The sequence below is a fragment of the Thermoleptolyngbya sp. PKUAC-SCTB121 genome, assembly GCF_016919485.1.
Lineage (GTDB): Bacteria > Cyanobacteriota > Cyanobacteriia > Elainellales > Elainellaceae > Thermoleptolyngbya > Thermoleptolyngbya sichuanensis.
The window spans coordinates 4,940,209-4,964,563 of the sequence record NZ_CP070366.1 but is presented as its reverse complement, the minus strand read 5'-3'; the positions used below and the strand labels follow the sequence as shown (position 1 = coordinate 4,964,563).

Here is a 24,355-nt window from a genome sequence, read left to right as displayed (position 1 = left end):
TCCTACTGCGCCATTGCCTGAGCGGACATAATCGGCGTGCCTTCAGTAAGGTTTAGCACGCCCGACACGACCACCTGCTCACCTGGCTGTAGACCAGAGATGACCCGATAACTATTACCCTGGATGTCGCCTAGTTGCACAAGCCGCTGGCGGGCCACCTGCATGGGCGGCTGTCCGGATTGGCCGTTGGGCGGTGTGGGCTGATCCGGATTGACTTCGGGCTGTTCGGCTATGTAAACGAAGGTTTGTCCAGCGATGCGGGTGATGGCGGCAGTGGGCACTAGCAGCCCCGGCTGGCTGCTCCAAACAACACGAGTGCGAACTAGTTGACCATCGCGCAGGCTGCCGTCGTTCGTAAAGCTGGCCTTGGCAAGAACCGACTGCTCACCGCTGCTGACCTCCGGCGCAACAAAGCTGATGCGACCGCGCAGAGCAGGTTTTCCCTGTTCGTCTAATAGCTCGACTGGCAGCCCGACCCGGAGTTGGCGCGATCGTTCAATGGGCACAGCAATGTTCAAATCCAGCGTGCTGTTTTGAATAATGCTGGTAAGCGTAGTGCTAAGCGTGACCAAGTCACCCACCTTCACCGGGATATTGCCCACCACGCCCGCAATCGGCGAAATCACCTGCCGATCTTGTAGGTCTTCAACAGCAATGTTGCGATTTGCCTGGGCGCGGGCAATTTGGGACTCGGTTTCGCGCAGTGAGGCTTCGGCCGCTCGCACGTTCTCTTCTGCTGCTCGACGGCTGGCGATCGCCGTATCCCGTCTATTTCGCGCTCGGTCTAGCTCTTGCCGCGATAGCGCGCCGGCCGACACCAACAACTCGATGCGGCGATAATCTGACTCTGCTAAGCTGACATCGGCTGCTGCGCGGTCGGCATCAGCCTCTGCGGCTCGGAGCCGAGCTACTGCTGTGTTTCGGGATGACTGTGCAGCCTCTAGGTTGGCGATCGCCCCACTGACCTCTGCACGGCTGCGGTCAGCCCGCAGTTGCAAAATCGGGGTTCGTGCTTGCACTACATCCCCCGGACGCACAAAAATTTCTACCACTCGCCCATCGGCTTCGGGACGCAGCACAACCCGATCTTCTGCCTCCAGTGCGCCCACAAACTCTGAAGTTTCTAGCACCGTACTAGATTGCACAGTTTGCAACTCCACAGGCACAGGAGGCGGGCCGCCCTGTACTTCTGGCGGGCCGCTCTGGCAGGCCCCAGCAACCATTGACAGCAGCATGGCGCTAAGTAGCGAACCCCGACGCGACACCCTACGCTCACGTTGAAACCTGGAGTTAGCGAAATAAACCCGAAACAAAGATGTGAATACTCTAGTCATAAAATACTGCCGGAACTGCATTGCTAGCACCAAACCATAACAGTCAAGAAGCCACAAGCCACCAAGCAATCTCATAACTTCAACCGGCGACATACAAAGTGGCGCTACCTGACGTGTTGCCCTATCCTCAAACCATTCCTATGGAGCTACCAAGTTGTACAGAGCTATCGGCGACATAAAATAGCGCTTCCAAGTTGCAACCATTGCCCACAATGGCCGGAATGTTTCCGCACTCTGGTTGCCCAGAACCCGACCTAAGATCCCTTATCGGCAGCGGTCAACAGCAGCCTAGAGCCAGATTTTGCTTTTTGCCCCAACAAAGATCTTCAATGCATCAATGCATCCAACTCACCCACCTTTGACGAAACATCTGAATCATAGGCATTAGGTAATAATTCACCAACTTGCTTGACCCAAATAAATAATGACCGTGTCATGGTGAACTCCCTCTGACTCGTTCGATGCTGCGAAAACCCATGTCATTGAAATAACATTCTGAGATACTCGCGCTTAAATTCATCAGAATAGGCAAAAGGAAAGCCATAGGCTTCAACAGGTTACCACTGACAGGTCTTAGAGAGGTGATTTTGCTTACCTCTTCGCCCGCTATTCTGACTGATACCAGTTGAACCATATTCAAGACATTCCGTCAGGCTCACCTTGATTTTATGCCCTTAACTATTCAATGTCGGTGTTTTTACGGCAATTTTTATAATTTTTTCTTGCGCATCTAAGTATTTATTCATGATATTGCACGAATAGTCAACTAATGTAGCGGGATCGCCCTGCTGCAGCATCCTCCAACTGGGTTACTCCCATCAGGCTGCGGGATTGGGGCAGACTCCGGGAACGCAAGTTTTGGCGATGAAGAATAAGGAAGATTCTCAGATGGGAACCCTAGAGGTGTCGTGTTCAATTTGATACCTCATTGTCTCTTGGGGAGTACGAGTCATGACGGCCGAGAACCTCCTGAAATCGGGCATTCAAGCAGTTAAACAGCAGCAGTATAAAGCGGCGATTCAAGCGCTGATGGCTTGCTGCCAGACCGCCGATCGCCAGTCCAAGCTCTATTTCCAGGCGCAGATGTGGCTGGTGCGGGCTTACTATGACAGTGGGCAGGCAGAGCGGGCGATCGCCCTTTGTCAGCAGCTCAGCACCGACGCGCCGCCCCAAGTGCAAACCTGGGCTATGAACCTGCTGCCCACGCTATCCGCTGCGCCTGCAATCGGCCTGGACACCGCCGGATCGGCCGCCACCGACGCACCCACCGCCGACCTGCCCCAGCTCAGCGCCGAAGAAGCCCTCGACCTGTTCAATCGGGGTAATCATGCGCTGAAAACCAAGCGCTTTGCCGAAGCCGTCGAGCATTTGGAAACGTACTGCCGATCCGCCAATCCCCATCACAAAGATTTCGCCCAAGCCCAGATGTGGCTGGTGAAAGCCTACAACGGCAATGGGCAAACCGAGACGGCGATCGCCCTCTGTCGTCGATTGCTGCATCACGAAAAAGAATTCGTGCAGCTCTGGGCCCGCCAATACCTCAACACGCTGGCTCCCGAACCCGAAGCCGAAGCAACCCAACTCGAAGCCCCCCTCGCCAACGCAGCCAGCCTGCATCCCAAAATCCAAAATTTAAAATCTAAAATCTCAAACACCCAACCTTCCGCCCTTAGTCCCACCAAAACCCGCGCCCCTCGCGGCGGAGTCTCGCTGGTGATGAAAGGCGTAGCCAGCAGCCTGGCCCTGGCATCGGGCATGACGATCACGCTGCTGTTTGGCATGGTGTTTGCGCTCTGCATGGCGCTGCTGTTTTTGCATGGCAGCGACAACCCCACGGCGGGGCTGGGCCTGGCGCTGGTGGCAACCCTGTTGTTCAATGCCATTGTCTTTTTCCTGTCGCCGCTGATCATGGATGTGGTGCAGGGCTGGCTCTATGGCACGCGCTGGGTCTCGCTGTCGGATATTGAGCGGCGCAGTCCGGAGGCGGGCCGCGTCATCCGCACCGTTTGCCAGCAAAAGAAGCTTGCTCAGCCTCGCCTGGGGCTAATTCCCGACGACAACCCCACCGCCTTTACCTACGGCTCGCTGCCCAACACGGCGCGGGTGGTGGTGAGCCAGGGCTTGTTTAAGTACCTGGACGATGACGAAGTGGCCACGGTCTACGCCCACGAACTGGGCCATGTCGTGCATTGGGACTTTGCCGTGATGACGCTGGCGGCAACGCTGGTCCAGATTACGTATCTTCTGTATGTGTATCTGCGAGAGGCCCAGGACTGGCTGGGCGACAGCGAAATGGCGCGACGGCTCAAGCTGGGGACGCGGAGTGTGGCGATCGCCGCCTACGTGTTCTATGTTCTAGGCGAATATCTGGTGCTGTATCTGTCGCGCACGCGGGAATATTATGCAGACCATTTTGCCGCCGAGGTGACGGGCAACCCCAACGGGCTGTCGCGGGCGCTGGTGAAAATCGCCTACGGGATTGTGGAAGAGGGACAGCACAACCCCCAGCCCAGCAAGGTGCTGCAAGGTACACGCACGCTGGGCATTGCCGACAGCAACAGCGCCGGATTTACAGGCACAGCCTACCGCGTGGCAGCAAGCCCGGTGCAGGTGGGGCGCGTCTTTCTCTGGGATATGTTTAACCCCTGGGCGGCCTGGATGGAGCTAAATTCCACTCACCCGCTAACGGGCAAGCGTGTCCGCGCCCTCAGCACCTATGCCGAACAGCTTGGGCTGGGTGCAGAGTTCGACATGGCGCAGGTGGTGCGTGAAGGGCGCGGGCTAAACAAAACGCGGCTCTATGGCAACTTTGTGCTGGATGTGCTGCTGTATTGGGCAGACTGGATCGGCTTTGGGCTGGGGCTGCTCGTGGCGATCGCCCTCTACCAAAGCGGTGCAAGCAACCTGGGGGCGATCGCCGCTCCTGCACTGCTGGGTGGCGGCATCGGGCTACTGTTCAAAACCTTCGTCATGTATCCCGACTTCAACCGCGCCCCGGCGATGGACATACTCACCCTCATGTCTGACCCCTACGCCAGCCCGCTGCGGGGTCGTCCGGTCAAGCTAAGCGGCGAAATTATTGGCAAAGGCGACTCTGGCTATGCCTATGGCTCAGAAATCAAGCTGCAAGACCCAACAGGGATGATTTTGCTGCGCTATTCGTCCCGCTTTGGGCCCCTGGGCAACTTCTTGTTTGGCGCAAGTCAGGCCGAAAGCTTCATCCACCAGTCCGTCAGTGCGGTGGGCTGGTTCCGACGCGGCATGATGCCCTGGGTGGACCTGATTCGGCTAGACTGCCCCGCCAAGTGGACGGTTCGCAGCTATCACCGCTTCTGGAATCTGCTGTTTGGGGCGCTGCTGATTGGGCTGGCGTTTGTGCTGCCGTCGGTGCTGGCCTAGAGCGCGGCGCAGGCAGCAACGCTGGCAGGAATCTATCTTGCACCGATTGGCGATTTTGGATTGGCGATTTTGGCTAGCCAGTCAAGCCTCGGTCGCTTCTGTCAAGCCTCGGTCGCTTCTCTCGTCTAAAAGTGCATCTCTTTCAAACAGATGAGAGACAACCAGGGTATGATTCTAGATTGAGTGATTTACCAAAATTAGCAATTCCAATGGCAGAAACCCTCCTGTTCAACGCCCTGCGTGAAGCAATCGACGAAGAGATGGCGCGTGACCCGTCCGTGTTCGTGTTGGGCGAAGACGTGGGGCACTATGGCGGCTCCTACAAAGTCACCAAAGACCTGTATAAGAAATACGGCGATTTGCGCGTTCTGGATACGCCAATTGCCGAAAATGCCTTTACGGGGATGGCCGTCGGGGCGGCGATGACGGGGCTACGTCCCATCATCGAAGGGATGAACATGGGTTTTTTGCTGCTGGCGTTTAACCAGATTGCCAACAACGCCGGAATGTTGCGCTACACCTCCGGCGGCAACTTCAAGATTCCGCTGGTGGTGCGCGGGCCCGGCGGCGTGGGGCGGCAGCTCGGCGCAGAACATTCCCAGCGGCTAGAAGCTTATTTTCAGGGCGTACCTGGGCTAAAGATGGTGGCCTGCTCGACTCCCTACAATGCTAAGGGATTGCTAAAGTCTGCCATTCGCGATGACAACCCTGTGATCTTCTTTGAGCATGTGCTGCTCTATAACCTGAAGCAGGATTTGCCAGAGGAAGAATACCTGCTGCCGCTGGACAAAGCAGAGACCGTGCGCGAAGGCAATGACGTGACCATCCTGACCTATTCGCGGATGCGCCACCACGTGATGCAGGCGGTGAAGACCCTGGAGAAAGAGGGGTTTGACCCGGAAGTGATTGACCTGATTTCGCTGAAGCCGCTGGACTTTGAGACGATTGGTGCATCAATTCGCAAGACCCATCGTGTGATCATTGTGGAAGAATGTATGCGCTCTGGCGGCATCGGCGCAGAAATTACGGCATCGATTAACGATCGCCTCTTTGACGAACTGGACGCGCCCGTGATTCGCCTCGCTTCGCAGGATATTCCCACGCCCTACAACGGCACGCTAGAGAATTTGACGATTGTGCAACCTGCCCAAATTGTGGAAGCAGTGCAAAAGCTGGTGGCGCTGAAGGTGTAGTTCAGCCCTGCGCGAGAAACACGCGAGAAATACGCGAAAAACGTTAGTGTGCGACAGGACTGGGGTGTAGCGGTGTTCTTCTGTGGAAATCGCTGGGGGGAATCGCTGGGCGATCGCCCCTGCCAGTCCTTTTGCGATGCGCTCTGATTTCGATGCGCTCTGAAAACAAAAGTAGACCGAGCGATCGCTCAGCCAGCAGGACGGATGTCAGCGCAGAGATGTCGCGCAGAGATATCAATAACCCATCTCCGACCAGGCTACGAAAAGGTGAGCTTGGTCGGGTCCACAACCAGGCTGCTAATCAACACTCCGTTGACCAGAATATTGATTTGGTGAGCAATCCGGAGTTCTGAAATCGGCTCCTTGAGCAAGTCTTGAGCAGCAAGGAGGGTTTCGGCGACTTGGCGATCGCGACACTCAATTCGCAGCACTCCCCAGCGGCGAGACAGTCGGCATGCCTTTAGCCCTTGCAACTGTCGTAGCTCGACCGGGTTCTCCCGATAAAAGTCGAGGATGAGTCGAGTGAGTTGGGCAAACCAGTTCATTGCAGCGAACCCCTAAAGATGGATTTATTAAGGCGACGCACCTGCAACCGCCCCCCAGCGATCGCCCATCCTCTTTTGCAGCTACCTATTCGGTAAAACGCAAGATTCTAGGGAAACACCTGAGGAGATCGCGCAACTGCGCTTCTTTTCAATACTTTTATTCAAGCGCAGATCAAAAACTCAAACGATGGATTGCAAAAAGATTTAATGCGTGAATTCCTAAAAAGGAGGTTCAAACAGCCTGAAACGGTCTTGGTGCAAGGACTTTTAGAGATTTTTCTGAAGTGATGAAATGTAACAATATAGGCTCGTTTCTTTAAGAAATGAATCCCTAAAAATTGGAACCTTGCTTTCATTTTTGTTACGAAGTTTGATATTTCAATTTGTAAATAAGTTTTGCGAATACCAATAAATTTCGTAACGCCTTGAGTTTAATTAAATTAAGCAATCTGTACCGATACTCCCGTCGGTACTTGATTGGTACTTAATTGGTCCATTTATTTTGTCCTGCTAGAGTTTGCTACATCTGCAAAGCCTGATTAGGACATGTCGAAGTCCCGGTAGACCACAGTCCGGTTTCGGCCCCGACGTTTTGCGTTGTAGAGGGCTTGGTCGGCCTGCGCCATCAGGGCTTCAATAGTTTGCGTAGAGGTGGGAATCTGGCTAGTGACACCAAGGCTAACCGTCACGACCCGGGCCACACGAGAATACTCATGGCGGATGCCCAGCGCCTGGATGCCGAGGCGAATTTTTTCGGCGATCGCCCGCCCCCCTGCCATATCGGTGTTGGGCAAAATCACGCCAAACTCTTCACCACCATAGCGAGCCACCAGATCCGCCGGACGCTGCGCCACGCGCTTGGCAACTTCAGCCAGCTTTTGCAGGCAGTCGTCGCCTTCCTGATGTCCATAGTGGTCGTTAAAGCGTTTGAATTCGTCTACATCAAACAAAATCAGCGAGAGAAACTGCTGTTCTCGCAAGAGCCGATTCCACTCCTGTTTGAGGTGCTGGTCAAAGCGGCGGCGATTGGCGATTTGCGTCAGTCCGTCAATGTTGACGAGGGCTTCTAACTCCTGATTGGCTCGAATCAGCATCTCTTCGGCCCGCTTTTGCCGGGTGATGTTTTGCATTTGCGCCAGCAGATAGAGCGGATTTTGTTGTGCATCTCGTACCAGCGATACGCTCAGCAGTGCCCAGGTAATTTCTCCACTCTTGCGGATATAGCGTTTTTCCATCTGAAAGGAGTTTCGCTTACCGTCGATTAATTCCTGCACCATCGCTAAGTCAGCAGCCAAGTCTTCGGGGTGAGAAACGGCCTGGAACGTAAGCGATCGCAGTTCAGCCTCGGTGTAGCCCAGCAAATCGCAACAAGCAGCATTGACCGCCAGAATCTGACCGTTGAGGGCATTGATGGAACTGCCCACGGCGCTGTGGTCAAAGGCGGCGCGAAACCTTGCCTCGCTCTGGCGCAGCGCCTCTTCTGCGGATTTGCGGTCGGTGACATCGCGAATCATTGTCAGCGCTTCGGTAGGGCCATAGGGCACAATGCGGACTTCTTCATGCTGGAGGCGATCGCCAAACCAAACCTGCTGCTCATAGACCTGAATCTGCTGCGTGGCAAAGGCCGCTCTTAAATAATGCAGCTTGCGCTGGGCGACTTCTTTTGGCAAAAGCTGAGACACCCGCATTCCCACCGGGTTGACATCTGGCGGGATTAGATCAGTCAAATGATTCGTCTTGAGATAGCTGAGATAAATGCCCTGGTCGCTGACGCGAAAAATCAGGTCGGGAATGGCATCGAGCAGGGCCTGCGTTTCTATTTTTTGACGGTGTAATGCCTCCGTTTTTTGGGTAATTTCTGACCGCAGGGCGTGGTTTTGGGTGACGAGCGATCGCTCGGCCTGTCGCCGCAGCGTGATGTCTTGAAACACCGCGACACAGCCTAAAACTTCGCCTTGACCGTTGCACAATGGCACGGCCCGCGCTTCCAGCAGAACGGTTCGCTCTGCACGGCGGATTTCCAAATCGTCGGCTGTGCAGCTTTCGCCACGCAGGGCGCGAGAGATGGGCAATGCTTCGGTAGCGTACAGCCGCCCCGTGCCCGCCTGAAAGATCGGACAAACTGACATTGGGGTATCCAGGGCAGTGCTTAGGGCAGTGTCTAAGGAAATATCTGAGAACGTGCATGGGGCAATGCCAATCATGTCCCGCGCCACTTGATTGAGAAACACAGCACAGCCATCTTTTTGATAGATTGCAATGCCTAGCGGCAATCGATCGAGCCACGCAGACACCTGCGAAGGGTCGCCCAAAAAATCAACCGATTGCAGAAGTGGAATTGTGAGATTGCTATGGTGAGGGCGATCGCGCGGGAGTGCCCGGAGCCACTGTTCAAATTGGGAGTGATTCATAAACCGCACTTAGCGGGTATGTGCCAACGCTAGAAATGACTGATACGACCGATCTGACTGATCTGATTGCCTTGCTGGAATCCAGCAAGTTAGCTTTTCATATAAAGCAAGCTTGCCTTCTCATATTGTTCCCAAAGAGTCGATTTGGGCGGAATTTTAGAAAATTTGATTTTAATACCTAGATTAGACGCATTTTGGTAATTTATCGGCCATACTTCAGGCAATTGCTTGAATTTACTGGGTGATGATCTCAGTAATTATCCTGAGTTTCTCCAAATTTCAAAATTTCTCAGAATCGTCGCGATCGCCCCTCGTCCAGCGTAGGCACCCAAAGAGCTTGCGAATCTTCCAAAAACTCGCTAAAGATCCCCTAAAAACCTATTGTATGGTAGCTTTGCAGAAAATCAGACCTACAGGAAGGTGCCCGGTGAAGGCGGTGTCAACGCAACGAGCGATCGCCCCCAGCGTTGCAAAACGTCTGGCAATCGTCTCCGCAAAATTGCCCATCTCCGTTCTCATGTCTACTCTGAAACCATACCTGGTCAACGGCTCCGCAAAATTGCTGGGGGCGGCGGCCTGGACTCCAGAGCGATCTTTGGAGCTTTCTAAAACTCCAGTGAGGAGTGTATCCCAAAAGATCACTGGCGGCTGGTGCGTCCTGAGACGAATCGGGCTGGTGGTGGCGTTGCTGCTGCTGTGGGTTGGGCTGGGAGCGGCTGGAACCGCACAGGCAGGGCCGCTGGGCGATCGCCTGGCCCAGTTTCCCGACTGGCAAAGCAAGCCACTCTTGCCCAGCGCCAGGGGCGATCTGGTCTATCCCGACTGGTTTGAGGGCACCTGGAACGTGACGACAACGCTGGTAGATCTGGTCGCGCCGCTGGCCCCAGAGATCACAACCCCTGGGTTTGAGGGCAATCGGCAGTATCTCAACCAGCCAGTGCCATTTCAGGCGAGATTTGTGGCGACGCTGCCCAATCGCTTTGGGGGGCTGCCGCTGCCGCCGTCGCTGTTGGGCAAGCCGCAAGTCGTCGCCGATCGCGCGTTTAACGGGCTGAACCTGGCGAAAGCGTATCTAGACAAGCCCCATCAGAAAAGTCCGGTGCTGGCGGTGAAGGTTGATCCCAAAAATCCCAACCGCCAGATTACGCTGCTGCGCGACGAGTCGGAAGACAGCGTGCTGGGGGCCAAGGAGTTGGTGTCTACGGTGGTGGCGCGGGGGGTGGAAACGCCCAGTCCCTCAGAGTTCATTACCACTGAGGTCTTTCAGCAGGAGTTTTTAGGATCGCCGCAAATCTACTTCAATACGGTGGAAACCAGCACGGCCTATCAACTGCACCCCGACGAACTGCCCCGCATTACTGCTGACCAAGTGACGGCAATTTATCTATCGCCCCAAGACCCCGATTACTTTGCGGCGGGCGATCGCCCCGTTGCGCTCTACCGCTATCGGCTGGAGTTTATCCCCGAACCCGGCACAGACTAACCGAAAGGGCGATCGCCGCTGCCGCCAGCCCCACCCCTGCCAAAAGCAGCAGCACAATCCCCCGCTGAAGCGTCTGCCGCGCCTGCAACTGGGCAGTTTGCAAAATTTCGTTAGCCTGTTCTGCGGCCCGCAGCGCCGTTTGCATATCCCGCTGGTCGAGGGCCTGGCTGGCCGCCAAAAATCGGTAGTCATCGGCGGGCAGGTTTTTTCCAGCCGACCAGGTTTGGGCATCGGCCAGCGCCTGCCCGCGCAACAGCCGCGACTCGTCCAGTCCACCCGACTGCAACCAGGCATCCAGCGCGTCCGCGTAGGGACGCAGCGCCGAGAGTTGCTTTTCAACCCAGGCTGCATTAAACACGCGCTCATAAATCCGGTTGTAAACCTGCAAGCGGTCGTTTTGCTTGACCACCAGCCCCGACAGCAGCAGTTCCACCGAGTCGCGGCTGTCGTCGGTGAGGGTTGTGGATCGCCCGCTGCCTGGGTGTGAAAACATAGAGTGTGGGGATACCGACAGGGTTGCAGGATCTTGCTGGAGAATCTGCTGATAAAGCCCCAGCAGGCGGCCCGCCCGCCGCTCGTCGTTCAAGAGGCGATCGCGAATGGTGCGTAAATGCGGCGGCTCGTCCTGGGCGACCCAGTTTTCAATCACCTTAGATTCCACAATTGCCGCCACCTGCACCGACTCTGCGCCGTGATTGGTCAAGATCTCGCGCACGAGCTGCTGCAAGAACGGCGTTTGCAAATCGGGCGTTTCCCACGGGGCGCGTCCGGGCGTGGCGTTTAGCCGGCTGTGCTGGGCCACCAGTTGACACACCTTTTGCGTCAGAAACGGCTGCCCGCCTGTCCAGGCAAGGATTTCGCGCAGGACGGCTCTGGGATGATCGACCTTGCCCTCCAGCCCCATCAGCAGCGGCTCGGCCTCGTCGAGATGGAACCCAGTGAGGGCGATCGCCCGACCAATATTCAGCGGCGTGCGTGTCTTATCAGCAATCAGGTCAGAGGGCGTGGTCACCCCCAGCAGCGCAAAGGTCAACTGCCCCGCATCATGACAGGCCCGCAGCAGCGCAAAAAAATCGTCGGTATTGAACGACAGACTGAGAATGCTGTCGATTTCATCCACGAAAATCACAATCGGCGGCGACACCAGCGCAGGCAGCGTCTCTGTTAGAAATTCACCCAGCCGATTCACAGGCGACAAGTCCTGACGCTCTGCCAGCCATTGCCGCAGAGGAACCTGCTTGGCAAGCTGGAAGCTCCGCAACAGGCGCATAATCAGGTCGGCATACCACTGGTCAGGCGTGATGTCGCGGCTGCCGATGCTCGACAAATCCACCACGCCGCAACTCCAGCCCTCCGCATGGAGGCGCTGGGTCGTCCGCACGCGCAGGCTAGACTTGCCCATCTGCCGACAGTTCAGCACATAGCAAAACTCACCCGCCTTGAGCGCCCGATATAGCTCGTCGTCTGCCTGTCGCACGACATAGCTAGGTGCGCCTGCGGGCAGCCTGCCGCCGACCTGATATTCATAGGCAGAAGAGGCACTCATGGCAGAGTCTCAGTGCATCAAGGTTCCTCCCCAGTATCAAGCTATTTTCTCGCTTCGGCAACTAATCACAGGTTTGCTCAAGGTCGTCCCCAATTCTTGCCCCCAGTCCTTGTTCTCAATCTTTGTCCCCAATTCTTGTCTTCAATAGACCTCAGACCTCTTGCATAAATGCTTTTCTGAGAGCGTGAATCGTTGGGCGGCGGTGCTGCCAAACGATTCACGCAAGAGGTCTAATGTTGAACCCGTGTGTTGAACCCATGAAACTTTTTCTTGCCAGGGGCGATCGCATCCCTTACAATCAACCATCAAGCTGTGAATGACCCCAAGTCAGCGCGGCTTACCCTTACCCCCGAAATTTTGGTCGTTTAGTCATCTACGGCATTGGCAGGTGTTCCCGCACCCACCAACGCCTGACCCCTCGACAGTCCGTGGCTGTCTCAGGGCTGCGTCCATTGTAGGCCGCCCTGTCCCAGCGCTTCACGTCCGTGGGCGGCCAACATTTCGGGGTTTCCTACCCCCTCGTTTCCTGGAGGAAACCCCAAATGCTGACAATTCAATACACCTGGTCGTCCCCATTCTCGGAGGCGACCCAGTTTTCGCTGCCCCCGCTCACCTGCGAACTGCCCCACCGTCGCCGCCTGCGCCACTGCATCATCGGCCTGCCTGAAGACGCGCAGATGGCGATTGACCGGCTCCACCTGCTCCGCTACGCCGAACGCTTCGAGTGGATGCACGCCCTGGATTTCCCGCCCCACGGCATCGTCCTCGACGGTCGCCCCGGCGAAGTGCTGCGCTATCTGCACCGCGACATCCGCAGCAATCCTGGTGCAAACGAGTAAGAACAGATAAGGGCGATTTTGGGTTTTGGGTTTTGGATTTTGGCGGTTCAGTCTGCCTATCCAAAATCCAAAATCCACGCGATGTGAAGCTTTCAACCTGCCCTCATCCCCCAGCCCCTTCTCCCTATATTACTCAACCAGCAACGCGCTGAATACCTGATTCTACCAAGCAGGAGCGATGCTGATGCACTCCCTGATGCATGAACAAACTCCGACTTCCAAGACACCGATGAACCGATAGAATGTCCTGAGCATAATCCTGCTAATAACAGGAACCTCTCGCCTCATGCGCGAATTTCCACACAAACGCCTGACACGACTGTTTCAGTTGCTAACACAACAACACAAGAGTTCTACACATTTCCATACAAAAATTATAGAGATGGAGAACCATTGAACCCTAGCGCGTTCGTTTCAAACTGAATTTGCTTAGAGCTGCTTTATGAAGCAAATCTTAAGAAGCCTGAAACTCTTGGCATGTGTGGCTTTGAGGTCATGTTTGCCCAGGAAAAGCGGTTTCTCGGAAATCCTTGATTAACAAGGCTTTCAGGCTCCTTTACAAATTAGCTCTTAGCTCTCAATCATTCCTACATTCGTCACCTACAGTCGTCACATTCCAGGAAAAGCGCTTTTGAAACAAGGATGCAGCGTTTTTGAAGCCAGTGAGGTACACAGAAGGCTATGAAACTTTCGTCTTTGCAAAACAGCACGTATCTCACCTTGCAAGAAGATGCTGCATGTCACGAACCATGCATTAGAGCCTTGTTTATTGCGGGTTTATTAGAGCTATTCGGTTTCAAATCATCACAATCCTCTCATCCTGTTCTTGGTTCTCCGGCCCCAAACTATGCGTATGCGATTTCTGGTTGAACTTGATTTTTATCCACCTTTATGCACCCGTCTGAAAGGCTTGGATCTCAGGCGAATTTAGTTTGCCACGGAGCGAGAAATGCTAGCTCCTTCATCAATTTGCTCAAAATGTGCAGTTGCATACTCACAAATTGTGCGCCACCAAACCTTGCTTTTTTGCCGTAATAGGCTAGCCTCGTATAGGGTTTGGAATCCTTAAGAGAACGCAATAGTTTGCTTCATGCTCAGCGTGTCTCTGTATTGCGTACTTACAGCGCTGAAATTCAGTGCAGTCAAGGTATTCTGCTGTTGAGCCTGATCCTTGATTGTTCTTAGGTAGTCTGGAAAACATACCGCTTGAGGATAAGTATGGTTTTAATATTCAAGGCTTCAGCAACTCTGGTTTCGCCAGATTTCATGAACGGTTCTTAAAGCCTGATTTTGTTTAGAATGCTTGAGCCAGAAGCCTGGTTCCCTCTAGAAACCTCAGGGGTTTAGTATTACGGTTTAGTGTAGGGCTGGTATTGAGATACTTCCCAGTTTATTAGCCTTCATGTTCCATAGGCTTATCCCATAGAGCAGCGGGTTGACAGTTAACCAGTGATGCTCTTTGGAGTTGTGTTGTGTGACAAAAGTGTGCGTGGACAGTCGGAGCAGTGATCTCGTTCTACTGCCAGCGTTTCTACCAGCTTTGGTAAGCATCTTTGATAAGCATTTATGGCTTTGCTACTGCGATCGCCCATTACAAGGCAATGCGGCTTCAATGTTTACATCCGGAATGTTTACATCTGGAAATGTGCGTCCTGGATACGCTGAGCTAGAAAGTCTGATTACGACGGATTACCTACTCACCTCCAGGAACCAGGCTAAAGGTCAAGCTACCCTTCAAGCTACCCTTCGCAGGGAGGCTTGCCTACTGAAAGTTTCTAAGGCGCAGATAGCTCCTTGGGCGATCGCAAATCTAGCAGCTACGGATGATGTGTCAGTTTCTATGGAACCAAGGAATAGTCCACAGAGCAGATTTTCACCCACAGATCCCAGTAGTCAGGCACTAATCGGCTTCCCTTTTTGGCTGTGGCTACTGTTGCCTTTTCTAGGGCTATTGCTGCTCATTTTGATGCGATCTAAAGGGAGCATCCCACTTTCGCGAAAACAGTGCGAAGGGTGAGAATGGGAGGGTAGCCCCAGGGATGACTCACCATGACACCTGAAGACCAAAAGCGATTGGAAACTTGTACAGCAGAGATCGCCGAGATTTTGTATCGCAATAGCAACCGAGAGGGGCTCGATAGTCTAGAAGGCATCGAGCAGACTGTACGACGGCAAATGCTAGAGGAGGTGAGCCCTCGAGTTGCCCTTTTTTTGTCAACCAGAAAGCCTACCCCGCCCGAGGCCGGGTTCGCCGATTGAAGAGTTTGGTAGGGGTCCTTGAGATTCGTCAAAGTCAGGCAGAACGGTTAGGCGTAAAGGCTTACAGCCGTCTCAGTGGTGGCCTAGAGAAAGCCAACCTACGCTTAAGTGCCAACGAATCGTTTCAAGATGCAGAGGATGACATCGTAGCCCTGACCGGGATGCGGGTCGGGCACTCGACCCAGCAACGTCTGGTGGGGCGTCAGTCGTTCGAGTCTGCCGAGGCTAAACAAGGCGTCAGTGAGGTCAGCATTGATGGCGGCAAAGTCCGTCTGCGTGACCTGCTAGAGTCCGATAGCCCGTGGCGAGACTACAAAGCGGTGCGGGTGGAGGGGATTTATTACAACGCCTTCTTCCAAGACAATGACAGCTTGATTGATTATCTCAGCGCTCAACGCTTGCTCTCCCCACAGGTCTGTCTGGGCGATGGTCACGCTGGGGTGTGGAATCTGTTTGCTCAACTCACTACCGTTGAGACCCGTTGGGAAATCCTCGATTGGTACCATCTCAAAGAAAACCTCTACAAAGTCGGTGGGTCGCTCAAGCGCTTAGCAGCGGCGGAAATGCTGTTATGGCAAGGTCAAGTGGAAGCCGCCAGGGCCCTCTTTGCCGACTGTCGGCGCAAGCAAGCCCGCAATTTTGAAGCCTATCTGAGCACCCATCGCTCTCGCATCGTGAATTATGGGTTCTACCAGGCTGAGCAACTCTGTTCTATTGGATCAGGAGCCGTAGAATCGGCTGTCAAACAGATTGGGCGACGCCTCCAAATTTCGGGTGCTCGCTGGAATACGGCCTCCGTTAATGCCATGTTGAGTCTGCGCTGTGCCTACCTCAATGGACAGCTCGCCAGTTGACTGTTTCATCGAAAGTGGGATGCTCCTGATCTAAACGGCAATCTGTGCAGCAAAGCATCTCCCCTGCCGAGGCTCCTTATCCTGCTCATCCGCCCTCCAGTAAGCAGCCCGAAGCCAGCAATTCTACGATCAACTCTCTCATGGAAGAAACATCTAACTTGCCTGATTCAGCTAACTTGCCTGATTCAGCTTCTATAACGCCTGAACCCACCTCTAACACCCAGCAAGAGAGTTCGACTGCTCAGCAGGAAGCGCTTTCGGTCATTCAAGAAGAGGTATCGGTTAGTAAGCAGCAGGTTGAACGAGGCAAGATTCGAGTTAATAAGCGAGTAGAAAGTCGTGAGGAAATAGTCAACGCCCCAATCGTGCATGAGCAAGTTGTCGTGGAACGTGTTCCATGCAATCAAGTAATTGAGGGAGAGATCCCCACAGAGCGGCATGAAAATGGGGTTCATATCATCCCCATTTTTGAGGAAGTTGCGGTAGCTGAAAAGCATCTCGTTTTGCGAGAAGAAGTGCATATCTCTAAAAAGCTTGTTACAGCAAATGCAAAGCAAGCCGTAGCGGTTCAACGTGGTGTCGTTGATATTGAGCGTACCGCTTTTGAGAGTGAGCTATCGAACCAAACTCAGGCTGCTATAGATTCTCAAACCAGCGCCTCAATCAATCCAGAAGCTCAGTTAGGGCCAGCAACAGCGCAAAAAGAATTGAGATCTACCTCACTTGACCTTTATGAAGCTGAAGCTAACACTGTAGCTGTGCCAGAATCAAAGCGCACAGAGCCTCCTGTTGATTCCTCTGAAGAAGCTCTAGCCTTTGTTTCCAGCGCACAGCTTCAAGCCAATCAGCCCCAAACTCCCAATCGAGTTTCTAATCGTGAGGCGATTGCTGAGGAAGAGATTGTCGTACCGATAATGGCCGAAGAGGCTGCTTTAACGGTTCAACAGATCGCTCGTAGCAAGGTGCAGGTACGCACCAGGTTTGACACAGTAGAGCAAATTGTCGAAGCACCTGTGATGCGTGAGGAACTGATTATCGAGCATATTCCTCGAAACCAGTCCATTCAGGGTGATCTACCGCAAATCCGCGAAGAAAACGGCGTACAAATTATCCCCATCTTGGAAGAAGTATTGGTGAGCAGAAAGCAGCTTTTGCTTCGAGAAGAGGTGCGAATTTCAAAGCGTCGAGTCACAGAGAATATTCCTCAGGCAATCACTTTACGCTATGAGGTTGCAGATATTGAGCAGATCAGCTTTGAGGATAGTAGCGAATAGTTCGTTCTCTACGCTTTTCCTTGAGAGCGAAGGTTTTTTCAAAAGATTGATAGTACGAGCTTTCTCCTCGGTTGAGATAGGTGTTATCCGGGAGCATCCCACTTTCGCGAAAACAGTGCGAAGGGTGAGAATGGGAGGGTAGCCCCAGGGATGACTCACCATGACACCTGAAGACCAAAAGCGATTGGAAGCTTGTACAGCAGAGATCGCCGAGATTTTGTATCGCAATAGCAACCGAGAGGGGCTCGATAGTCTAGAAGGCATCGAGCAGACTGTACGACGGCAAATGCTAGAGGAGGTGAGCCCTCGAGTTGCCCTTTTTTTGTCAACCAGAAAGCCTACCCCGCCCGAGGCCGGGTTCGCCGATTGAAGAGTTTGGTAGGGGTCCTTGAGATTCGTCAAAGTCAGGCAGAACGGTTAGGCGTAAAGGCTTACAGCCGTCTCAGTGGTGGCCTAGAGAAAGCCAACCTACGCTTAAGTGCCAACGAATCGTTTCAAGATGCAGAGGATGACATCGTAGCCCTGACCGGGATGCGGGTCGGGCACTCGACCCAGCAACGTCTGGTGGGGCGTCAGTCGTTCGAGTCTGCCGAGGCTAAACAAGGCGTCAGTGAGGTCAGCATTGATGGCGGCAAAGTCCGTCTGCGTGACCTGCTAGAGTCCGATAGCCCGTGGCGAGACTACAAAGCGGTGCGGGTGGAGGGGATTGATTACAACGCCTTCTTCCAAGACAATGACAGCTTGATTGATTATCTCAGCGCTCAACGCTTGCTCTCCCCACTGGTCTGTCTGGGCGATGGTCACGCTGGGGTGTGGAATCTGTTTGCTCAACTCACCACCGTTGAGACCCGTTGGGAAATCCTCGATTGGTACCATCTCAAAGAAAACCTCTACAAAGTCGGTGGGTCGCTCAAGCGCTTAGCAGCGGCGGAAATGCTGTTATGGCAAGGTCAAGTGGAAGCCGCCAGGGCCCTCTTTGCCGACTGTCGGCGCAAGCAAGCCCGCAATTTTGAAGCCTATCTGAGCACCCATCGCTCTCGCATCGTGAATTATGGGTTCTACCAGGCTGAGCAACTCTGTTCTATTGGATCAGGAGCCGTAGAATCGGCTGTCAAACAGATTGGGCGACGCCTCCAAATTTCGGGTGCTCGCTGGAATACGGCCTCCGTTAATGCCATGTTGAGTCTGCGCTGTGCCTACCTCAATGGACAGCTCGCCAGTTGACTGTTTCATCGAAAGTGGGATGCTCCTTGTTATCCAGCCTATCTAAGGTAGCCCTTGTAGCGAGAACAGGGGATTCGGTTACGTTTTGACCCCATATCGTTAGTCACGAAAGGACGAATTCATGAAAACTGTTATTGGTTTGTTTGATGATCGCGAAGAAGGGATGCGTGCTTATACTGCTCTGCACGATGAAGGATTTGCCTTGGCAGACTTGGACATTCTGACCAACGACGACGAAGATGACGTGCCCAAGCTGGAAAATCTTCGCAGAAATCTGCCCGCTTCCGATGCCGAAGTGTATTTGGAAGGGGTCCGTCAAGGTGGCACGATCATCACTGCAAACGTGACCGACAGTACTGCTACTCGTGCAGCCGAAATCATGTCCAATTTCAACATGGTTGTGATTGCTGATCGCGTTGCCGAACTCAGGAAGGTAAACCCGAACCTGACCCTCAGCGATCCTGCACGGGATGAGAACGTTCTGGAGGTGATTGAAGAAGATCTGCAAGTCGGCAAGACCGCCGTTGAGCGGGGCCGGATGCGGATTTATTCCGTTGTCACCGAGCGTGAAGTCTCCCAGAATGTGGCTCTGCGCGATGAGACCCTGCGCGTCAGCCGTCGCCCCGTGAACCGCCAGGTCGAAATTCGCCCTGACTTGTTCCAGGAGCGCTCCTTCGAGATGGTGGAGATGGATGAGATCGCCCTAGTTGGCAAAACTGCTCGGGTGGTTGAAGAGATTGTTCTGGGTAAGGAAGTTTCCGAGAAGATTGAAACCATCAAGGAAACCCTCCGCCGTCAGGATGTAGAGATCGAGGAAATCCCGGCAGCCCGTCCTTTTGTTGACTATGATGCCGATTTCCGCGCTTTCTACAACGAGAAGCTGTCCAACAAGGGCGTTCAGTATGATGAACTCCGTCCGGCCTTTAACTATGGCTATAGCCTGGCCACCCGCGAACCCTTCCGCAGCAGCCCGTGGTCTGCCGTGGAGCAAGACGCTCGCCGCATTTGGGAAGAGAAGAACCCCGGCACTTGGGATCAGAACAAGGCGGTAATTCACTATGCCTGGGAAAAAGTTCGTAGCGCTCGCTAGAACTTAAAACGTCTCCTCTAGAGTGAATCGTTGTGCGGCATTGTCGTGCAACGATTCGTGCTTTCTGCCACGCTACTGCTCTGAACGACATCGAATCCGGGCGCTATCACCAATCGTGTTTATCGGGTGCTTTGCCAGGATGCGGTCAACGGCGTTCGGATAGGAAAGGTGAGTGTAGTAAGGGAATGTTTTTAGCAAAGCCTCCACGAAGGAGCGAGACAGAAAAGAACCGAGGGCAAATTGCCGCACGGCTCTCACTCGCTTGGTTTCCAAATCAGTCAGCACTACTGCTAGGGGCAGTTGAAAGTTGGGATTGTGTAAGACAGGGTCAAAGTTGGGCAGTTGCTCTGGATGGAGTTGACAGAGGTGAAATGGGCATTCCTGCCAGGGGAGAACCAGGGTTGCGGGCTTTGTTCGTCCGGGCCCGGCGTACTTGTCAACCTGGAAAATCCGAAAGCAGAGAAAGGGGACTTGTTCGACGACGTTAAGAGCAACCTCAAAAACGCCAGACTCGACGACCCACTGCTCAGCCAGGGAGGGATTGCGAAAGGTTAGGGTCAGTTCTAACCAGTCGGAACGCCAGGTAAACTCGGCTCCCTCTGCATCTAGCGATCGGGTGTGGCGTTGTCCTACGGTAATCAGACCAAAGTCTTGATACTTCATCGTTGCAACAGCTAAGTCAGGACTATCAGGTGAACGACCTTCAAAATGCAGTCTTCCTAGGCTAAGGCACTGCTGTATATAGGAGGGTTAACCGTATGTTAACTAGCATTATGCCCATCATTGTTGTTTGGATCACATTATTAAGGCTAAAGATTAATTTTTTCTAAAAAATTAGCAGCAGAAGCACGGCGAGGATTTGCGGAACTTTGCAAAAATCTACAAAAAAATCTACAAATTGTGACGGTGTTTACCGTATTTCATTCGATACCAAGGAATCGGCATAAGAAAAGACACCCCCGATGGGAGTGCCTGCAACCAGCTAACTTTTAGGAAATGTTCGGGAAACTGGTGGAGCGGAGATGGGAAGCAGATGAGAACCCGTTATGACCCTAGCTGATGCTGGCGTGGCTGCGGTCGTAGCTGTCCCAGAAGCCGGGCTGCACCTTGCCTTGAATGTGTCCCCAGTATTGGCTGGTGGTTCCGGCATCTAGCCCGACGTTGGCCGCCAAACGGGTCAGCATCGCTTGCTGGCGGCGCTTCACCAGTTTGTGGTGATTCATCATCAGCTCCCGCGCTCTCTCTTCGATGGAAACGGAGGCTGCGGGCTGGGCTACGGGTGCAGCAGCAGCAGGAACGGTCGCGGCTGCGTCAGTTGCCACCGCGTCAGTTGCAACGGGTTGATTGGTCTGATATTCGTTGCCCCGGAACTTCAGTTCAGTAGTGGTTGGGTGGCTGTTGTTCAGGTTGAGGGGTTGGGGATCGTAGTTGTAGGTTACGCCACGATAGGTGAGTTTCATAGGATTCGCCTCTCTTTTTGAAGGGTAAGGGTGAGGCGCGTTCCTTCGGGATTGCTCCCTACTTCCGTCTCTTTTGAGCGATCAGGCTTCGAGCGATTAGGCTGGCTGAAGCTGACAGCGGGAAGAGATGAACGATTTATTTTCTGTATCTATTGTTACTGTTTTGAATTTATCTGTCAAGGGTTCCTGGCTTGATTTGGGCGGAGTTTTCTAGAAATCACCCGATTGGGCGATCGCCCACGCCGATCACTCCATCAGATTCAGGCGCACTAAGTAGATAGACCAGATTAAAAAACAGATCCTGAACCCTGCGCCGCCCGCTGCGCGGGCGGCGCAGGGTCTTTGAATTTTATGTTTATTAATGTCCACCCACTTAGTTATTCGTTTCGCGCAAAGAAACCAGTAATTCGCCGACTGTCAGGTTTAGCTTTTGGGCGTGGGGATTGCTGGACTCAAACAGTTCATCGCCAATCAGCGCCTGATAGTCGGAAGCGGACTGGGTGCGGGCTGCATCATCCATGTGTAGGCGCATCACCAATAGCCCATAGTAGTCCCGCAGTTCGGTTCCCTCTAGCAGAACTGTGCCGCCATAGTCCCAATCAAATCCGTAGAACTTGAAGGGGCCCAGCTTTTGCTGTAGCTCTGCAAACGAGGTTCCCACCCCAATTCCTTCTGGCGTTTGCCAAGTCGGGCCAGGGTTCATCACAGCAGCGGCTTCGGTGCGTTCTGGGTTGCCCCAAATGATGGTGAAAGAACGTTCTGGGCCAAGGTTTACGACGGTTCCCAGTTCGGTTTCGCCTTCGCCCATGACAATTTCTTTATCTTCTAGGTTGGCTTCGCCAAACTGTGCAGCCAGATCCTGGCGGGTCGTGTTTTTCGTTACGGGGCCAAAGCGTTCGCCAGGAACGATCGTGGTGTCCAGCGTGGCAGCGGGAGACTGGGCGATCGCCCCGCCACTGGGTTCAGAGGGACTGGGCGACTCTGCGGGCGACTCTAAGGGCGCAGAGGACAGCCAGGGTGCAGAACCACATCCCGCCAGCAGCGCTGCGGCAAGTAAGGTAGATGCTATCGCAAAGCGTGTCCGGGATTTACGAACCAGGGATGTGAACATGGAACTCCAGCCTTTCGCCAATCTGCGACTATGGTAATGGTAATAGATCTATTGCTGTAGGCTGATGCTCCGTCCGGATAGTTTGCCTATCGCTCAGTGGAGTGATTTTTGGAGTGATTTTTTAGGTTTAGTTCAGTAATTTTTGATAAACAACTCCTTACCCCTAGCGGCGATCGCCTGCTTGTAGTTATTCATGCCGTATTGCAACTCCCATTCCACAATGGTTGCAAACCGAAACAACTGCCGCACCTCTGGCGAGTCGTCGTAGGTAATCAGCCAGCGATGGGGGCAGCGCTGCATCGCGGCGGCAAATCGCGCATGGTCAAAGGCCGTGTGCAAGTTGCCTTTCACTCCGTATAGCTTAGAGTGCGTGGCAGATAAGTAGGGCGGATCGAGGAAGATAAACACGTCTTCGCCAGGCTTTTGCAGCAGTTCTGCATAGTCGCCATGCGTAATCTGTACGCCTGAAAGTAAGGCAGGAAGTCTGGCAAGGCGGGCGATCGCCGACTCGGTAAAGCGCCGCTCGTAGGCTTGCTGCGAATAGCCGCCAGAATCCATCACGCCCGAAAACGTGATGCGGTTCATCACGAAAAAGCGAACGGCACGATCAAAATCCGTAGAACTGTTTTGTTCATCCAGCAGGAATGCGTACAGTTCACGTCCGGTTGGAAAACTGGAACGCAGCCAGGATACTTTTTCGACCAGTGCCTCGTTCTGATCGCGGGCAGTTTTCCAGAAGCAAACGAGGTCGCGATTCAGGTCGTTGATCCAGAATAGGCGAGGAGCTTCACGCAACTGCTGCTGAGCTGCCAGAAACACGGAGCCACCGCCGACAAACGGCTCTCGAAATTCGGCAATGCGCTCCGGCAGCAGCGGCAAAATCTGGGCTATCGCCCTCGACTTGCCACCTGGATACCGCAACGGACTCTTAATCATGCCTCTCCGCCCACTTCCCTTCCGCAAAAATTCCCTTAGCACAGGTTAGCGCACCAAGGTTTGCCGTAAGCTGGATTGAGGCTTAAATTATTGAGACGATTACCCAGACGCAAGACTAGGCGCAAGAAACTATGGTGACCATCAATGACAACTATTTGAAGCTTAAGGCAGGCTACCTGTTTCCGGAAATTGGGCGGCGGGTGAATGCCTTTGCGGCGGCGAATCCCGACGCGCCGATCATCCGGCTGGGCATTGGCGACGTGACCGAACCGCTGCCCGAAGCCTGCCGCACGGCAATGATCAAAGCCGTAGAAGACATGGGCGATCGCGCGACGTTCAAGGGCTATGGGCCAGAGCAAGGGTATAGCTGGCTGCGAGAGGCGATCGCCACCCATGATTTTCAATCGCGTGGCTGCGACATCAGCGCCGACGAAATCTTTGTCTCCGATGGCTCCAAGTGCGACTGTGGCAATATTTTGGACATCTTTGGCAACAACAACACCATCGCCGTTACCGACCCCGTGTATCCGGTTTACGTCGATACCAACGTTATGGCAGGGCACACGGGCGATGCCAACGAGCGCGGCGAATACGACGGACTAGTGTACTTACCCATCAGCGCCGAGAACGACTTCACCGCCGAGATCCCCAGCCAAAAAGTAGACCTGATCTACCTTTGCTTCCCCAACAACCCCACAGGCGCAACGGCGACCAAAGAACACCTGACCGACTGGGTAAACTACGCCCGCGCCCACGGCTCGATCATCCTGTTTGACGCGGCCTACGAAGCCTTTATCACCGATCCTTCGCTGCCGCATTCCATTTATGAAATCGAAGGGGCGAGGGAGTGTGCCATTGAGTTTCGCTCCTTTTCCAAAAATGCAGGCTTTACGGGCACTCGCTGCGCCCTCACCGTCGTTCCTAAATCTCTCAAGGGCAAAGCGGCTGACGGCTCCGACGTAGAGCTATGGGGACTGTGGAACCGTCGCCAGTCCACCAAGTTCAACGGCGTGTCCTACATCGTACAGCGCGGCGCAGAGGCGGTCTACTCGCCCGAAGGTAAGGCTCAGACCCGCGCTCTGATCGACTTTTATATGGAAAACGCCCGCATTATTCGGGAACAGTTGACAAATGCTGGAATTCAGGTTCACGGCGGCGTAAACGCGCCCTACGTCTGGGTAAAAACGCCCCACGGTTTGTCAAGCTGGGATTTCTTTGACAAGTTGCTGCACACCTGCAACGTCGTCGGCACGCCGGGTTCCGGCTTTGGTGCGGCAGGCGAGGGCTACTTCCGCATTTCCGCCTTCAATAGCCGCGAGAACGTAAACAAAGCGATGCGCCGAATTGTGGAAAAGTTCAAAAGCTGAACTCTGCAATCCAGTGGCGGCGACGATCTG

At 53.9% G+C, this 24,355-nt stretch carries 17 protein-coding genes and 1 riboswitch; of the genes, 9 read left to right on the top strand and 8 right to left on the bottom strand.

What is annotated here, in order from left to right; genetic code table 11:
• Positions 1–2 precede the first annotated feature (2 nt).
• The gene (locus tag JTM80_RS20235) at positions 3–1,235 is read right to left on the bottom strand and encodes an efflux RND transporter periplasmic adaptor subunit (RefSeq protein WP_172356592.1); all 1,233 of its coding nucleotides are present in this window, start codon (positions 1,233–1,235) and stop codon (positions 3–5) included.
• A 1,050-nt stretch (positions 1,236–2,285) separates the two neighbouring features.
• Here JTM80_RS20235 and JTM80_RS20230 point away from each other — a divergent pair.
• Together JTM80_RS20230 and JTM80_RS20225 are read left to right on the top strand one after the other, a co-directional pair.
• Complete coding sequence (locus JTM80_RS20230) at positions 2,286–4,733, top strand: M48 family metalloprotease (RefSeq protein WP_225906693.1); 2,448 nt, start codon at positions 2,286–2,288, stop codon at positions 4,731–4,733.
• A 209-nt stretch (positions 4,734–4,942) separates the two neighbouring features.
• The gene (locus tag JTM80_RS20225; RefSeq protein WP_172356594.1) at positions 4,943–5,926 is read left to right on the top strand and encodes an alpha-ketoacid dehydrogenase subunit beta; all 984 of its coding nucleotides are present in this window, start codon (positions 4,943–4,945) and stop codon (positions 5,924–5,926) included.
• A gap of 257 nt (positions 5,927–6,183) precedes the next feature.
• On the opposite strand, the gene JTM80_RS20220 is transcribed toward JTM80_RS20225, so the two are convergent.
• Positions 6,184–6,471 (bottom strand): hypothetical protein, encoded by a 288-nt coding sequence (locus JTM80_RS20220; protein WP_172356596.1) that lies wholly within the window; start codon positions 6,469–6,471, stop codon positions 6,184–6,186.
• 539 nt (positions 6,472–7,010) lie between these two features.
• On the bottom strand, positions 7,011–8,882 hold the full coding sequence (locus JTM80_RS20215; protein WP_205370182.1) for a GGDEF domain-containing protein: 1,872 nt from the start codon (positions 8,880–8,882) through the stop codon (positions 7,011–7,013).
• Between the two features lie 436 nt (positions 8,883–9,318).
• Between JTM80_RS20215 and JTM80_RS20210 the strand changes: the two genes are divergently transcribed.
• Positions 9,319–10,365: a DUF6816 family protein gene (locus JTM80_RS20210; protein ID WP_228721625.1), complete on the top strand. Its 1,047-nt coding sequence runs from the start codon at positions 9,319–9,321 to the stop codon at positions 10,363–10,365.
• Here JTM80_RS20210 and JTM80_RS20205 read toward each other — a convergent pair.
• Complete coding sequence (locus JTM80_RS20205) at positions 10,340–11,911, bottom strand: AAA-like domain-containing protein (RefSeq protein ID WP_172356607.1); 1,572 nt, start codon at positions 11,909–11,911, stop codon at positions 10,340–10,342. The genes JTM80_RS20210 and JTM80_RS20205 overlap by 26 nt on opposite strands.
• Positions 11,912–12,453: 542 nt before the next feature.
• Here JTM80_RS20205 and JTM80_RS20200 point away from each other — a divergent pair.
• The 5 genes from JTM80_RS20200 (at position 12,454) to JTM80_RS20180 (ending at position 19,451) form a co-directional block, all read left to right on the top strand.
• Positions 12,454–12,750: a hypothetical protein gene (locus tag JTM80_RS20200; protein ID WP_205370181.1), complete on the top strand. Its 297-nt coding sequence runs from the start codon at positions 12,454–12,456 to the stop codon at positions 12,748–12,750.
• A gap of 2,049 nt (positions 12,751–14,799) precedes the next feature.
• A protein-coding gene (locus tag JTM80_RS20195; protein ID WP_205369519.1) for an ISKra4 family transposase occupies positions 14,800–15,863 on the top strand; the annotation gives its coding sequence in 2 pieces (ribosomal slippage) (positions 14,800–14,956 and positions 14,956–15,863; 1,065 coding nt in all).
• Between the two features lie 140 nt (positions 15,864–16,003).
• Positions 16,004–17,137, top strand: coding sequence for a YsnF/AvaK domain-containing protein (locus JTM80_RS20190; RefSeq protein ID WP_205370180.1), 1,134 nt, complete (start codon positions 16,004–16,006; stop codon positions 17,135–17,137).
• 160 nt (positions 17,138–17,297) lie between these two features.
• A protein-coding gene (locus JTM80_RS20185) for an ISKra4 family transposase (protein ID WP_205370027.1) occupies positions 17,298–18,361 on the top strand; the annotation gives its coding sequence in 2 pieces (ribosomal slippage) (positions 17,298–17,454 and positions 17,454–18,361; 1,065 coding nt in all).
• Between the two features lie 121 nt (positions 18,362–18,482).
• Positions 18,483–19,451, top strand: coding sequence for a YsnF/AvaK domain-containing protein (locus JTM80_RS20180; RefSeq protein ID WP_172356613.1), 969 nt, complete (start codon positions 18,483–18,485; stop codon positions 19,449–19,451).
• 72 nt (positions 19,452–19,523) lie between these two features.
• On the opposite strand, the gene JTM80_RS20175 is transcribed toward JTM80_RS20180, so the two are convergent.
• The 4 genes from JTM80_RS20175 to JTM80_RS20160 form a co-directional block, all read right to left on the bottom strand.
• The gene (locus tag JTM80_RS20175) at positions 19,524–20,114 is read right to left on the bottom strand and encodes a hypothetical protein (RefSeq protein ID WP_172356615.1); all 591 of its coding nucleotides are present in this window, start codon (positions 20,112–20,114) and stop codon (positions 19,524–19,526) included.
• Between the two features lie 389 nt (positions 20,115–20,503).
• Entirely contained in the window at positions 20,504–20,911 is a 408-nt protein-coding gene (locus JTM80_RS20170) for a DUF4278 domain-containing protein (RefSeq protein WP_172356617.1), read from the bottom strand.
• A gap of 34 nt (positions 20,912–20,945) precedes the next feature.
• Positions 20,946–21,047: riboswitch (Glutamine riboswitch) on the bottom strand.
• Positions 21,048–21,284: 237 nt separating this feature from the next.
• Entirely contained in the window at positions 21,285–22,022 is a 738-nt protein-coding gene (locus JTM80_RS20165) for a hypothetical protein (RefSeq protein WP_172356619.1), read from the bottom strand.
• Positions 22,023–22,154: 132 nt separating this feature from the next.
• Positions 22,155–22,958 (bottom strand): DNA adenine methylase, encoded by an 804-nt coding sequence (locus tag JTM80_RS20160; RefSeq protein WP_172356621.1) that lies wholly within the window; start codon positions 22,956–22,958, stop codon positions 22,155–22,157.
• Between the two features lie 131 nt (positions 22,959–23,089).
• Here JTM80_RS20160 and JTM80_RS20155 point away from each other — a divergent pair, with 131 nt between their 5' ends.
• A complete protein-coding gene (locus JTM80_RS20155) occupies positions 23,090–24,325 on the top strand; it encodes an LL-diaminopimelate aminotransferase (RefSeq protein ID WP_172356623.1) in 1,236 nt (411 codons plus the stop codon).
• Positions 24,326–24,355 lie beyond the last annotated feature (30 nt).

Excerpts from the sequence above, each read along its gene's own strand:
- JTM80_RS20200 (WP_205370181.1), top strand. The coding sequence starts at position 12,454 with ATGCTGACAATTCAATACACCTGGTCGTCCCCATTCTCGGAGGCGACC.
- JTM80_RS20155 (WP_172356623.1), top strand. The coding sequence starts at position 23,090 with ATGGTGACCATCAATGACAACTATTTGAAGCTTAAGGCAGGCTACCTG.
- JTM80_RS20230 (WP_225906693.1), top strand. The coding sequence starts at position 2,286 with ATGACGGCCGAGAACCTCCTGAAATCGGGCATTCAAGCAGTTAAACAG.
- JTM80_RS20215 (WP_205370182.1), bottom strand. The coding sequence starts at position 8,882 with ATGAATCACTCCCAATTTGAACAGTGGCTCCGGGCACTCCCGCGCGAT.
- JTM80_RS20220 (WP_172356596.1), bottom strand. The coding sequence starts at position 6,471 with ATGAACTGGTTTGCCCAACTCACTCGACTCATCCTCGACTTTTATCGG.
- JTM80_RS20205 (WP_172356607.1), bottom strand. The coding sequence starts at position 11,911 with ATGAGTGCCTCTTCTGCCTATGAATATCAGGTCGGCGGCAGGCTGCCC.
- JTM80_RS20225 (WP_172356594.1), top strand. The coding sequence starts at position 4,943 with ATGGCAGAAACCCTCCTGTTCAACGCCCTGCGTGAAGCAATCGACGAA.
- JTM80_RS20175 (WP_172356615.1), bottom strand. The coding sequence starts at position 20,114 with ATGAAGTATCAAGACTTTGGTCTGATTACCGTAGGACAACGCCACACC.
- JTM80_RS20170 (WP_172356617.1), bottom strand. The coding sequence starts at position 20,911 with ATGAAACTCACCTATCGTGGCGTAACCTACAACTACGATCCCCAACCC.
- JTM80_RS20235 (WP_172356592.1), bottom strand. The coding sequence starts at position 1,235 with ATGCTGCTGTCAATGGTTGCTGGGGCCTGCCAGAGCGGCCCGCCAGAA.
- JTM80_RS20180 (WP_172356613.1), top strand. The coding sequence starts at position 18,483 with ATGAAAACTGTTATTGGTTTGTTTGATGATCGCGAAGAAGGGATGCGT.
- JTM80_RS20160 (WP_172356621.1), bottom strand. The coding sequence starts at position 22,958 with ATGATTAAGAGTCCGTTGCGGTATCCAGGTGGCAAGTCGAGGGCGATA.
- JTM80_RS20165 (WP_172356619.1), bottom strand. The coding sequence starts at position 22,022 with ATGTTCACATCCCTGGTTCGTAAATCCCGGACACGCTTTGCGATAGCA.
- JTM80_RS20190 (WP_205370180.1), top strand. The coding sequence starts at position 16,004 with ATGGAAGAAACATCTAACTTGCCTGATTCAGCTAACTTGCCTGATTCA.